This is a genomic window from Halomonas sp. AOP25-F1-15 (assembly GCF_052378675.1).
In the GTDB taxonomy this organism is placed as follows: Bacteria; Pseudomonadota; Gammaproteobacteria; order Pseudomonadales; family Halomonadaceae; genus Vreelandella; species Vreelandella casei.
In genome coordinates, this window is record NZ_JBQSXV010000009.1 from 1 (window position 1) to 12,798 (window position 12,798).

Genomic DNA, 12,798 nt, shown 5'->3' on the forward strand with positions numbered 1-12,798 from the left:
CTTTTTTTAATTTGCGAGAAAACGTAAACAATATAGCTGCGCGTATTGCCGACCGCCTCGCTGCCAGAAATGCTATGATGCAGCCGTTAAGGGTTATCGCTTCGACTCGAAATAATCCGCCATGTCTATATGCTAAGTTTGAGGTGAAAGGGTGAGTGAGATAGTACCCACTTCGTGGCTAGTTTACTGTCGTCCTGGGTTTGAGCATGATGCGCTGGCCGAGTTGCAACATCACGCAGAACGGCTCGATGTTCCCTGTGAGGCATCTTACGGAGAAGGGTGGGTAAGCCTAACGCGTATCGATGGCGAACCGGTGAATGATTTGCACCGCCAAGCTGCCTTTAAATCACTGATTTTCGCTCGCCAGAGCCTAGCGGCACTGCCTGCGCTGAGCCTATCGCGTGATGATCGTCTTACCGCTATATTGGAGCAGGTCAAGGCCAGTGGCTGGAACTTCGAAGAAATTTGGCATGAAACGCCGGACACTAACGACGGTAAAGCACTGGCAGGGCTAATCAAGGCGCTTAAAAAGCCATTGGAAAGCTTGCTAAAGAAGCGTGGCGCGTTAAGGCGAAGTGCGGGTGCTAGACGGCTACACATTTTTTGGACCGATGGTGATAAAGCGCAGCTGGCAATGAGCTTTCCGGGTAATCGTAGTGAGCTTGTTAACGGTATTCGTCGGCTGCGTTTTCCTTCGCGTGCGCCTAGTCGCTCAACGTTGAAGCTAGAAGAGGCATGGCACGAATTTATCCCTCGCGAAGAGTGGGAGACGCGTCTTGCGCCGCATATGCAGGCCGCTGATTTAGGCGCTGCACCCGGCGGGTGGACTTGGCAGCTCGTACAGCGCGGCATGTACGTGTATGCGATTGATAATGGCCCAATGGATCCTCAACTGATGGGGACAGGGCAGATTGATCATCTTAAAGAAGATGGTTTTACCTGGGAGCCACCACAGCGTTTAGACTGGTTGGTGTGTGATATTGTCGATAAGCCTGTACGCGTGCTGGCGATGGTTGAGCGCTGGCTAATTCGTAAGTGGTGTAAAGAGGCAATCTTTAACCTCAAACTGCCTATGAAAAAGCGCTGGGACGAAGTAACGCGCTGCTTAACGACTTTGGAAGACGCGCTGGAAAAAGCGGGTGTCAGTGCTAAGGTAACGTGTCGTCATCTTTACCATGATCGCGAAGAAGTCACTGTGCATGTAAGGCTCAGAAGCTAGTACCGACGGTCTTTCAAGTTTAATAGCCGGGCTCGTAAATACGGATAGTTTCATCTTCGGTTAGTAGCGGTAAAATACGCTGCATAGCCATTGTGCGCGCATCGCTTGAGTGCCACTCTTTCCAAGCACGGATGTCGCGCCACTTAGTAATCATTAAACGGCGATCGGTATGGCCACGCTCTACGAGGGTTTCGCCACCGACAAAGCCCCTTACGCCTAAAGAGACGCGCATGGCTTCCCGTGCCGCTTGTTCATACTCTTCTTCTAGGCCGGGCATAATGCGCCGTTCGATGATGATTTTAATCATACGCTTTGCTTCCTGCATCGAGGATATCAATGGCTGCTAATACGGGTAACTTACCCAGCTATGATGAGTTGTTAGACACCTCTGGACTCTATTGCCCAGAGCCGATTATGTTGATGCATAATAAAGTACGCGATATGGCGTCAGGTCAGGTTCTTAAAGTGGTGGCTACAGACCCAGCGACAACGCGTGACGTGCCTAAATTCTGTCAGTTTCTGGGCCATGAGCTACTTGGGCAAGATATCTCATCCGAGAGCAGCTACCTTTATTTTATACGCTTAGCATAGCCCCGCTTAAGGCCTTTGAAGCTTGCGAGGCACAGAGCTACTGGCCTCGCTATTAGTGCAACTGTTCAGCGTCTGTATCAATCGCTTGCCACGACCATCATGGCGAGAGCATCCAGCGTCGCCGGATCTTCTTCCAATATGCGGTTAGCAATATGTCGTTGGAAAAAATAAACGGTCTGGTGGCGATCCTGTGCGCTGTATAGGCACTTGTCGCCGAGAAGAATGGGTGTCATTAGCGCTTTTTGTTCGTCGGCTAGCAGCGCGTCAAGACTGCCGTCACTGTAAAGCCGCCAGCCGTAAACGGGTTTCATATGCCAGGGCGAGTTTGGGTGGTTCATACACAAAGCATGTGTACCAAGTGTATCTGGGATTTGCTGAATAAGACTGACGTCGCCTGAAGCCTCATAATCGAAGTATTCCGCTGCCGCCATTAGCTCATGAAACTTGTGATCGGGTGGGGAATCGAAAATTTCTTCCGTTTCAGGATCACGATAGCCAACGAAATAGCCATTTTCTTCACTGTTCAGATCTTGGCAGGCGGCTAAGGTTTCCATCCACGGTACTAGACCGATAATGTTGCCGTCCTCTCTTAACCCCCAGGCTAGAATGGGCATGCCGTAATAAGTGTCAGGGTTCGCAGCGAGCTTATACACCATCTCAATGCCATCTAGCTCAGGTGCTAAACGGACTAAGCACTTTTGCGCCTGCTGACGTTGGCGCACGGTTTCCAGGTCGATGACCTGGGCAGAGCGGGGTGACAGGGATGCGCCCATTGTGTCCCTCCTTGTGCTGCGTGGTCATGACAGTGGCGAAGCAGGCTAGCTTGCTGCATTCTTCACCTCTTATATTCACCAATAGCACAAGTTGCTTATAAGGTTAAGGGTTTGGGCAATTTAATTCGTAGTGCAAGCAGAGAAACGTGCTCTTAACGCGTTATGTTCAGTACTTACCTGTTGAAACTTTTGCCACGGAGCACCTGGGTATTGCAGTGAAAGCCAGCGCACTTGATAACGTTGGACTGCTGCTGGCTTGTCGACCTGCTGCGCATCGATTAACCGATTGATCGCAGTAAGCCACTCATGCGCCGTGTTTGCTAAATCCTCAAGCAGCTGTGGGTTCCAGGGGGTTAAACAGCGTGTGGGAGTATCGCTTTGCTGCGTTAATAGCGTATTTTCTTCGGCTAAGCGTTGAGTGGCGAGTAATAACGCCCGCAAAATTTCAGCCGTCAGTGGCCGCTCTTGCAGCGTTTTTAGATGGTTTTCAAGGGCTGATGAGTCTTGCTGCCAGTCGAGGTCAAACTGGTGCTCGGTCATTTCCTGTAAATAATCGATAGCCTCGAGATGGCCTGCGATAACCGCTTTATCGACATTGGCTAAAGGCTGGCTTGAGCGCGAAAAGCTTTTTATCCACTCGCTGGAATCAAAGATAGCGTTCCAGCTTACGGCGGATAGCTGTGCCGTTTTTGTTGCCGTTAACTGCTGTAGTCGTTCTTGATCTTCAGGGTTTAACTGGTCGGCAACGTCGCTATGCGAACAGACGCTTAGCCGCTGCCATAGCGTTCGTTCATATAGCCACTGCTGGCTGGGAGGCGCTACGCGGCCAAGCTGATTATTACGTGCCGCGATTAGCGAGGTGATTTGGCATTCACGCAGCGCGTAAACGTTGAGTATGCTGTCCCGCGTTTCAGGAATATCAATAAGGCGATCTTTGCGATCAGGAAACGCGCCAATATTTGCCGGAGCTGCTCTATCTATATCGGTCTTATCTATATCTGCCCGTGCAAGATCAGTTGCAAGCTGCTGATGATAGGCTCGCCACTGCTTTTCAGCGGGGCTGTCGCCACAGCCAGCCAGCAGGGCGCTTAGCGCGAGCGTGACACAAGCATGCGCCCATCGAACCATGATTACTCCCGAACGCTGATGTGCTGTAGGCGCCAGCCGAGCAGGAGTGCGGCAGTGCTTAAACCAGCAATGAGGCCGATCCAGTAACCGTGAACCCCTAACGGCGCAACCATATTACCTACACCATAAGTGCCTAACCAATGGCCGCCCCCTAGGCCGACAATCCAATAAGAGAGCACCGTAATGACCATAACGATACGCGTATCCTTGTAGCCTCTTAGAGCGCCTGCCAACGTAACCTGAAGAGAGTCGGATAGCTGAAAAATAGCGGCCAATGCAATGATCGATAGCGCGAGGGCCTGTATCTCGTTATTCGACGTATAGAGTGAGATAACGGGTACCGCCGTGAACCAGAGTAGCGTGCTGTTAATAATCGCGATGATCACACTAATGATAACCCCGTTCCAGGCGACTTTTCTGGCAAGCGCCCAGCGCTGCTGCCCCAGCGTGTTACCAACGCGCACGGTTAACGCCATGCTCAGCGACATAGGCAGCATAAACAGAATAGTAGTGAAACTCAGCGCTATTTGATGGGCGCCCACGGTAACTTCACCAAAGCTTGCAATGAATAGCGCAATAAATGTGAATAGCGTTACCTCAACAAAAATAGCCACGCCAATGGGGACGCCCACGACGATGAGTTCGCGAATGCCTGCCCACTGTGGGAGCGTTAGCCCTTGCCAGATAGCCACACTTTTATACGTACGCCCGTGGCGCGTGTAATAAGCCATCGCTAACGCCATCGTCCACATTGAGAACGCCGTCGCTACACCACAGCCAAAGGCGCCTAGCGCGGGTATTTGCTGCAAGATGTCAGGTGTCCAGGAGCCAAATAGCTCAACTAACCCATCGCCACCGTAAATCAGGACATAGTTGGCGGGAATGTTGACGCTCAAGCCTACCAGGCTAATCCACAGTGCCGGGCGAGAATGGTTCATACCATCTGAGAATGCCCTCAGCGCTTGAAAGAGCGCAATTCCAGGCATGCCAAATGCCACGGCAGAGAGATAGGCTGCAGATTCGCGGGCGACGGCGGGTGGCACGTCCATTAATTCAAATATGGGCATCACGACTGACCAAAGCAGCAACGCCGCGACGATGCCTAGCAGTAGGGCGACCCAAAGACCCTGGTGTACTGCTGGGCGAATGGCCGTTTGACGCTGGCCACCGAGTAAATGAGCCACAATCGGCGTCAACCCCATCAAGGTGCCGGTCATAAATAGCATTAGCGGCATCCATAGACTGGAGCCAACCGAGACCGCCGCGAGTGACGTAGCATTATGTCGTCCAGTCATCATGACATCGACAACGCTCATCCCCGCCTGAGCCAACTGAGCACCACAAATGGGCAGTGCCAAAAAGATCAAGGCGCGCGTTTCCGGCCAGTACACTGATTTAACGTGTCGAGTGAAATCGCCCAATGGTTGGCTCCTAGTTGGCGAGTTAAGCTATAAAAAGGCGATAGATTAGCAGGGATCACTAAGCCTTGCCGCCTAGTATTTAGCTGGTGTTCATCCGGCGGGTATAATGCAGCAAATTAAACGACAAATGAGGTCAATGTGAGTTACGCCGAGGAGCGCTGGACCCTTGAAGATATTACCGCGCTATTTGATGGTGTTTTTGGCCAGCGCTATCAAACACGCCTGATTCGAGGAGACGATGAGCCTCTTTATCGCCCCGCGAATAATGAAACACCTTATCACCAGGTGATTTTTGCGCGCGGCTATTTTGCCAGTGCGCTGCATGAAATCCAGGCAACTCTTTAAAGGTTGACGCACTAAGAAACTCATGTTCGTATGGTGTACATCTTGATGAGACACCATGGACATGAAAGCCACCCTCAATAAATTATTCAGGTCAAAAGCTAGGGTCATTCATTTAAGTCATTTTCATAAAGGCCGATTGGTGTGGTCAAGGGGGGAAGATGACAGTGAATATGAATACCACTTTTCTTGTTTGGAGGGCGTCGGCTATTTTCCTAAAATGCCGGTTATTCTTCAGTCTGATGGGTTACCTTGGGATATAGGAAACGCTTATTTGCTGGGACAGCTTGAAAAGCCTAGTCTCTCGAATATGAAAACGCTCACCGCTCGAGCGACTCATTTGAAATACTACCTGCAATATCTTGAAGACACTGGGCAACACTTTCTTGACCTGCCAAAGAAATACTATGAGCGTGCGCCGCAAAAATTCAGCGTTTTTATGAAACATGCTATAAATAATCATGAATTCAGCGCTGAACATATCAATAATATTCTTTCCACCGTTGCTCACTTTTATACAAACATTCGTTATGAGTCACTTGTAACAGAGGCTGGTCTGGAGAATGAGCCTTTCACGCCTATCAGAAAGACAGTTTTGACGACTAATCGCTTCGGTTTGGTTCGCAGTATCCAGACTGTTACGAATGACCTTCGAATTAAGAGTAGTAGACGTCCGACTCCTTCACTTGGGAAACTCAGGGACGGTGGAAGCTTACGTCCTTTAACCCCAGAAGAGCAGAGGGTTATTGGCGAAGGATTTAGGAAAAATTACGCATCTATAGAGCTTGAATTAATGATTCGGGTTGCTCTCGAAACAGGTGCCAGACAACAAACTGTATGCACTTTGAGTATTGGTTGCATTAAACAGGCGCTTGAGGAGCTGGAGACATCCCCCTCAATGGATAATGTCGTTATAAATGCGGGTCAACGATACAAGGCAGATACGAAAGGAGGGCGTCTAAATAGGCTGATCCTTCGACGCGAGCTTATTAATGATTTAATGACATATATTGATTGTGAGCGTGCGGAAAAGAGACGGAGTCGAGAGAACAGTTTCTATTCTGCAACAGATGAAAACTATGTATTTTTAACTCGTGATGGGAATCCGTATTTAACAGCTCAGCGAGAAGTTGTTGATCGCCAAGATCCAATGGCTGCATGGAATATTAATGTGCCGTTGATGGTTCCCAAGAATGGTCAGTCTCTTAGAAATGAGTTAGGGCGATTTATTGCGCGTATTCAAAAGGATGAGCCTGATTTTAGCGATTTTTCATTTCATGATCTCAGGGCTACCATGGGTATGAACGTTGTGCGGGCGTTGAGGGGAAAAGGTTACCCTGATTCTAAGATATTTGACCATGTCAGGCAGCGTTTAAATCACAGTGATATTAAAACTACAGAATTGTATTTGAATTTCGATGCAGAGCTATCTGAGCTTAATGACATCCAAGAGGAGTTTGGCTCGATAATTTATCCGGGGGGCAGTGATGAGTAAGTCATTCAGTACTCGACCTACGATCGAAGTGGACCCTCGAAATCCACCTGAGCTTTATGCGCCCCAAGCTGTTGTTGTGAAAGGAGTTAGAGCTGACGGTTTATTCTATAAGGTAGATATCGGCAGGATCTGTTATTTAGAACGAGATGAAGACCCCGGAAATTCGTCTGGAGGTAAACACCACTCATCTGGGTTGGTTAGTACTGATTCTCTATCATCAGAGAGAGTATCTTGGTTAAGGAATTATTTGGATTGCGCCTTTCGCAAGGGGTGGCGTGATGAAACTTTACGTGGAAGATTGCATTATATTCGATATTTCTTTAAGTTTTGCGATTTTAATGAGGGAGCGAAGCCAACTACGCTATCTGATTTGGTGAATGAATATAAACGTTATCATATGAATCTTGCCCAACGAGCGCGTATGAGTGGAGCGTCGGCACTGGGGATAACAGCATTAAATGGGCGTTTAAATTCTGCTAGAAGCTTTATTCAGTGGGGGGGGCAGCTGTCGAGTAGTGAAATTCTTAAATACATTCCTAAGCACCGGTATAGAAAATCCAAAATAGAACCAGAGGCTAGAACTATCAACCTTAAAGATGGACAGGATTACTTGCGCGCATGTGCTGTCTACTTTAGTCAATTTTCTGATGCTATTCTAGGTAATAAATATCCTATTCGAGTGACACCACCAAATACTACTGAAAAAGACCTTTATTGGCATTCGCCAAGAGGGACTACTTTAAAAAGTTTACCTAATTGTTTTGATGTAAATGGCAATCCACTACCTAAGAAAGAAGTTGAGCATATAATCTCCAAGAATTTCAAAAGCAAAAGCAAAAGTATTGGTCTTGGAAAAAGGGGGTTCTATGACAGGACTCTGGTTTTCAATAGAAATGAATGGAGAGGAGGAAAACTGACATTCCAAAAGATTTATGCCTACAATTTGAGTGTTTTTTGTTTTTTTCAAGTTTTTCTAGGGTTTACAGCGGCGAATGTTCAGACTGCTCTTGACCTAAAAATATCAGATATAGATTTAAGTTTGATTGGTTCTGGTTCATTCGCAAGAAAGCATAAGTTTCGTGCAGGCAGATCCGTAGAGTTTTCTGCTTCAAGTAAACTGAAGAGAGAACTACTAAGATACCTAAAGCTAAGAGAATGGGTTGAAAGTTTAGAACTTTCTGGTGATGTTGATGATTATCTGTTTGTAAAAATTGGCGAGGACCAGTCTTTAAAACGTTTGGAAAGAAGTAGTGGTACTTGGCTTATAAGGCAGTCGCCGCTATTTAGAAATATTTTAATGGTTTCGTCAAGAGATGTAAGGCAGCTATCCGCTGAATATTTTATAAGAAAATCACAAGGGAAAATTTCCTTGGTGGCGAAAAAATTAAATAATTCGATTGCTACAGTTGCAAGGTCTTACACATCTGTTGATTTAGAATCTCAAGCTATTGAGATGAATAGCTTTCATGAAGCGGTGACTTATAAAATTAGAATGTTTAATCGAGAAACAGCAGAGCCTATTTCGGTAAAATTCGCGAATGATTGCAGGTCTGAAAGAATAGCTACTGGGTCTTGCTCTAACTTGGGTGGACACACACCGTTAAGGCGAGAAGGTTTTAATGCTGAAGCTCCAGAGCCTGCTTGTGGAACGTTTGAAAGCTGCCTTTTTTGTGAATATTTTGCAATTCATGTAGATTTTGAAGATATCCATAAAATTTTAAGCCTTCGGGAGGCGTTGCGTATAACTTCCTTGATTAGAAATGATCCAGAGCATTTTGAAGCCGTTGTACAACCAGCACTTTTCAGAATTGAAGAGATTGTAGCATTTGTGTCAGAAAAGGACGGATTCTCGAAAGAAGTGCTTTGCAAAGCGGAAGAGGAAGTTGAAAATGGCAAGTATAATTTACACTGGGACAGGCAGATAAAAGCTCTATCAGCCCGTTACAATGAGCTGTTGATAGAGAGTTAATTATGGAATATTTAATGTCGCGAGGCCCCACTGCTAGGGAGGTAGTTCCACCTAAGGAAGTACTAAGTCCAACACTCGATGATGAAATGGTAGTTACCATTTCTAAGGAGGGTAGTCCTCTTTCGAGATTTAAAGATGATATTTGGGATTACAGTGCAACAAGTACGTCAATGAAAACAATAAATTTTAGGACGAAAATTGAGAGTGTCCTCTATGGCAATGGAGAGAATGAGTTCGAAAATGAAACTCTCTCCAATGCAGTAAAGTTTCTTAAAGCTATTGCAATTCATTGGATTGGTGTCGTCGGCGGATGCTCAATGTCAAAGCTTAATGGCGATTTGGTGGCAATAGCAAATTTGATCAGTTATTGCGTTGATAACAGTGTTCAGTTTAAAAATTTATTTTCCACGCCCAATGCAATTGAATTTTTGATTAGTCGTGGATCGTCAGACAAGCAGATAGGGATATTGCTTGCAAAGGTTCAACGTTTCACAGATACAGCGACTGCACTCGGTAACAGTTGGTTTTGGGGAGAGCTGACGCCATCTGTGGAGTTTTTAAATAGGCTGAAAAGATTTAGAGAGCAGTTCCCGGAAACAGGCGATGCGTTTCAGACGCTTCTTATACCATCGAAAATTTATCAAAACTTACTAAAAAGTACGATTGAGGATTTAGATCTATTTGTTGAGAAAAAAGATGCTATAAATTTTCTTTTCCAGATGCGCACTCTTGCTAGAGACAAGGCAGTTAGTTCGGATAGAAAGCTTGGAGCTAGTCCACTTACAAGTAATCAAGCCGCTCGATTAAGGGTTCAGTGGAATAAATTGGCTCGAGATGATGGGAGGGTGGCCGTCGCTCTGAAGGAGCTTTGTGATGTGGGAATTTCAAAAAGTGAAAGCTGGGCAGGTATCGCAGAGAATTTAGGTCGGTGGCAATTTCGGTGCGCAATTTTGATTGCTGCTTTTACTGGAATGCGGAAGAGTGAGTTGTTGTCTATACCGCTAAATGGCCTAAAAACTCTGAGCACCGATAGTGGAGATATTCCCGTTTTTTGGTCGTCGACAACAAAACTCGAGGATAACGGAGTACCTCGTTTTACGAAATGGGTTACTAGTTCAGTAGTCGAATCTGCATTTGAAGTAGCCAGGATTATTACTAATGGTGCGCTATCCTGGTCTGATGACAGAGCCGTAGTAGATGAAAATGAACAAGACATACCTTTATTCATATCAGTTGAGCATGGAAAAAAGGGAAAGCCTCATCCCAGATTTCGTTATACAGCAACTTCATTCAATGGAGGCTCTTCCTTTGGAGACCTTTACAAGGATGAGCTTCAGATTACTGATCAAGATGTAGAAGAAGTAAGCTGGTTCTTGTATGGAGAAGACGTACCAAACGGTATTAGCGCAGGTGAAACCTGGCCTCTAACATTCCATCAGTTCAGGAGGTCAATGGCAGTTTATGCAGCTGCAAGTGGGCGAGTAACTTATCCTGTATTAAAGACTCAGCTTAAGCATATTAGCATGGTGATGACTGCATATTACTCCAATTCAAGCTCGAGGGCTATAAACATACTAGGGAACGGACTTGAAGTTAAAGGTTTACGTGCCGAGTGGGCTGAGGCGAAGGCACGTGCTGAAGCAGATGACCTCTTCCATTTATTAGAAAGTGGTCTGCCATTGGCTGGTAGTGCAGGAAAAAAGTTAAGATCGCAACAAGCCAAGAAGGAACTACCTAGATTTTTAGAGAGCCGTAAGACAACAAAGCAGGCTGTCAAAAATGGGAAGATTCGTTATCGACCTACCTTGGTAGGTGGATGTATGTCGATGAAACCCTGTAATAAAGGTGCTGGTGTTCTGGCCTCCGCATGTATTAGTTGTGAAGATGCGGTGTTCTTACCAGGATCGAAGATCGCTCTAGAGCAAACGAAGGAGTTTTATGAGATGGAGCTGGCAGGAGACATTCCCAGGCGTGCCCGTCAAGAGTATGAGTTGAATATTAGAAAAATTAATATTTTCTTGCAGAATTTAATTGAATCCACGGAGGTCTCGTGAGTTCTCTCAGCAAAGCAGAGCAACAATATTGGGATGCCCTTGAACGATTAATAAGTGGGAAATCTAAGGTTGTTGATACAAGGTCAACTCGATTTAAGTTCACTAAAGATGCAGTTGGTCGTGAAGCTGGGCGAGGTAAAGGGTACGTACGTTATGAGCGTTATCCATCACTTTGTGATGCTATAGAAAATGCTGAAGCTGTTCGTAAAAAAGGTGGTTTTGAAGCCCTTAGTACTGCCGATAAAATTAAAAAGCAAAAAGAACTCAAGAACAAAGCTAGAGATGAATATAATCAGCTGAAGCAAGAATATGATCTTTTAATGACCGAGTATTTGAATGTCGTTCGGCGTAACTTTGAGCTTGAGACGGGTTTGATTAATGATAATAAGTTCAAGCTTGTTCGTATGATAAATAAAATATAGATGATAGTGTCGCTGAGATTTCGGTTAGAACCTGAAATTTTATTGGTCGTGTTATAAGTGATTTGGTTTTAGTTGGCAAGCGGGTTTTGATTAGGAGTTCATGAATGGTTGTTAGTGATGATGAGTGCTGCCAGTATTTGATAGAAGTATTTGCAGGTATATTCCTCGATCTGAAAATAATAGGGGGTAAAGATGAGCCATTTTATGTAGCTCCTAAAGAAAATGCATATGCAATAATTTATTATAAAAGCAACTACCCGAGAAGCCTACTGCATGAGGTTTCGCATTATTGCTTAGCGGGTGAGAGGCGGCGAAGAATTGATGATTTCGGTTTTTGGTATTCTCCATGCGGAAGAACTGCGGAAGAGCAGTCACGATTCGAGATCGTTGAGGCCAGGCCCCAAGGATTAGAGAAGGCCATGTGCGAAATTGTAGGTTTAAGATTCTCGCCAAGTTTGGATGATTTTTCAGGGAGTCCCCCGTCGGAAGACTTCCTAAAAAACGTGGATGTGGCATATCGAGAGATGATGACAAATCCGCCTCCTACCGCAAAAAAAGCTTTATTCGAACTAAAAAAATATGCAAATGCTAATGGTCCGCTAATGCTTGTCTGAAATTGATTCTCAACATTATCTCATTCCGTTTCATTGGGATGAACTCTTTTTCGGACACGGCATAGGGTCACCTCTTTCATGTTGCACCCTTGGTGGGGGCATTGGGTGTTGTAGATGACAAGATCTGATCTTTCCCAGTATTGGTAGACACTGGCTTTAACGATCATTCAAGCCTCGAAGGCTTGTGGGCTGATCATCCCGGTGGCACTGTGTCGGCGCTGCCGGTTGTAATCTAGTTCAATGCACTTTAATACTTGCCGTCGCATGGCCTCTTTCCCATGGATCGCATCGACCTTGAGGCTATGAAAGGGGCTATCGGCACAGGCATTGTCATAGCAGTGGGCCTTGGCGCTTATATTTGTAAAGCATCAACCGGGGGCATCGCTTGATCGGGAGTCGTCGCTCATCCTGTCCTCCTGATGGCTGCATTATAGCTCGTGCAGTTCTGGAGAGGGATTTTCCTCTCGCTTTCAGTAGCTGACTGCAGGTTAGTACCATCACACTTCATGTCGGCTGTTTGGTTGCAATTATCCTAATTTTTCTCATATTCTCTAAATTCTCTAAGGCGAGGGAAACAATGGCTGAACAAATATTGACCATCAAGGAAGTCGCTGACTTCCTCAAGCTGACGGAGAAGACGGCCTATAGGCTGGCAGCTGAGGGAAAGTTGCCAGGGTTTAAAGTAGGAGGGAGTTGGCGCTTCAAGCAATCCGATATCGATAACTGGATTGAAGAAAGTAAAGCCGGTCAAAAGAAATAGGGAAGCAGAC

12 protein-coding genes and 2 pseudogenes are annotated in these 12,798 nt (G+C 46.0%); 9 read left to right on the forward strand and 5 right to left on the reverse strand.

The genetic code is table 11. The features are described 5' to 3' along the window. Positions 1 to 151 precede the first annotated feature (151 nt). On the forward strand, positions 152 to 1,219 hold the full coding sequence (rlmM, locus tag ACT3TF_RS15485) for a 23S rRNA (cytidine(2498)-2'-O)-methyltransferase RlmM (protein WP_444672479.1): 1,068 nt from the start codon (positions 152 to 154) through the stop codon (positions 1,217 to 1,219). A 19-nt stretch (positions 1,220 to 1,238) separates the two neighbouring features. On the opposite strand, the gene ACT3TF_RS15490 is transcribed toward rlmM, so the two are convergent. Then, on the reverse strand, positions 1,239 to 1,526 hold the full coding sequence (locus ACT3TF_RS15490) for an antibiotic biosynthesis monooxygenase family protein (protein ID WP_096279229.1): 288 nt from the start codon (positions 1,524 to 1,526) through the stop codon (positions 1,239 to 1,241). A gap of 29 nt (positions 1,527 to 1,555) precedes the next feature. Between ACT3TF_RS15490 and tusA the strand changes: the two genes are divergently transcribed. Further along, entirely contained in the window at positions 1,556 to 1,810 is a 255-nt protein-coding gene (gene tusA / locus ACT3TF_RS15495; RefSeq protein ID WP_441683892.1) for a sulfurtransferase TusA, read from the forward strand. Between the two features lie 77 nt (positions 1,811 to 1,887). Here tusA and ACT3TF_RS15500 read toward each other — a convergent pair whose 3' ends face one another. The 3 genes from ACT3TF_RS15500 to ACT3TF_RS15510 all read right to left on the reverse strand — a co-directional run bounded on the left by ACT3TF_RS15500 (position 1,888) and on the right by ACT3TF_RS15510 (position 5,132). Continuing rightward, positions 1,888 to 2,583: a hypothetical protein gene (locus ACT3TF_RS15500; protein ID WP_441683890.1), complete on the reverse strand. Its 696-nt coding sequence runs from the start codon at positions 2,581 to 2,583 to the stop codon at positions 1,888 to 1,890. A 120-nt stretch (positions 2,584 to 2,703) separates the two neighbouring features. Then, a complete protein-coding gene (locus ACT3TF_RS15505) occupies positions 2,704 to 3,711 on the reverse strand; it encodes a DUF3080 family protein (RefSeq protein ID WP_441683888.1) in 1,008 nt (335 codons plus the stop codon). Positions 3,712 to 3,713: 2 nt separating this feature from the next. Beyond that, entirely contained in the window at positions 3,714 to 5,132 is a 1,419-nt protein-coding gene (locus tag ACT3TF_RS15510) for an MATE family efflux transporter (RefSeq protein ID WP_444625713.1), read from the reverse strand. Positions 5,133 to 5,270: 138 nt separating this feature from the next. Between ACT3TF_RS15510 and ACT3TF_RS15515 the strand changes: the two are divergent. The 6 genes and pseudogenes from ACT3TF_RS15515 to ACT3TF_RS15540 form a co-directional block, all read left to right on the forward strand. Further along, a pseudogene (locus ACT3TF_RS15515) lies at positions 5,271 to 5,462 on the forward strand (elongation factor P hydroxylase); the annotation flags it as partial. 70 nt (positions 5,463 to 5,532) lie between these two features. Further along, on the forward strand, positions 5,533 to 6,969 hold the full coding sequence (locus ACT3TF_RS15520) for a tyrosine-type recombinase/integrase (protein WP_444672480.1): 1,437 nt from the start codon (positions 5,533 to 5,535) through the stop codon (positions 6,967 to 6,969). Further along, the gene (locus ACT3TF_RS15525; protein ID WP_444672481.1) at positions 6,962 to 8,938 is read left to right on the forward strand and encodes a hypothetical protein; all 1,977 of its coding nucleotides are present in this window, start codon (positions 6,962 to 6,964) and stop codon (positions 8,936 to 8,938) included. The genes ACT3TF_RS15520 and ACT3TF_RS15525 overlap by 8 nt, the downstream gene beginning before the upstream one ends. A 2-nt stretch (positions 8,939 to 8,940) precedes the next feature. Continuing rightward, entirely contained in the window at positions 8,941 to 10,992 is a 2,052-nt protein-coding gene (locus ACT3TF_RS15530) for a hypothetical protein (RefSeq protein WP_444672482.1), read from the forward strand. Continuing rightward, a complete protein-coding gene (locus ACT3TF_RS15535) occupies positions 10,989 to 11,414 on the forward strand; it encodes a hypothetical protein (RefSeq protein ID WP_444672483.1) in 426 nt (141 codons plus the stop codon). The genes ACT3TF_RS15530 and ACT3TF_RS15535 overlap by 4 nt, the downstream gene beginning before the upstream one ends. 104 nt (positions 11,415 to 11,518) lie before the next feature. Then, positions 11,519 to 12,028 (forward strand): elongation factor P hydroxylase, encoded by a 510-nt coding sequence (locus ACT3TF_RS15540; protein ID WP_444672484.1) that lies wholly within the window; start codon positions 11,519 to 11,521, stop codon positions 12,026 to 12,028. A 167-nt stretch (positions 12,029 to 12,195) separates the two neighbouring features. Here ACT3TF_RS15540 and ACT3TF_RS15545 read toward each other — a convergent pair. Beyond that, positions 12,196 to 12,387: pseudogene (locus ACT3TF_RS15545) on the reverse strand (IS3 family transposase); the annotation flags it as partial. 218 nt (positions 12,388 to 12,605) lie between these two features. Between ACT3TF_RS15545 and mads1 the strand changes: the two are divergent. Further along, on the forward strand, positions 12,606 to 12,788 hold the full coding sequence (mads1, locus tag ACT3TF_RS15550; protein ID WP_088742659.1) for a methylation-associated defense system helix-turn-helix domain-containing protein MAD1: 183 nt from the start codon (positions 12,606 to 12,608) through the stop codon (positions 12,786 to 12,788). Positions 12,789 to 12,798: the final 10 nt, after the last annotated feature.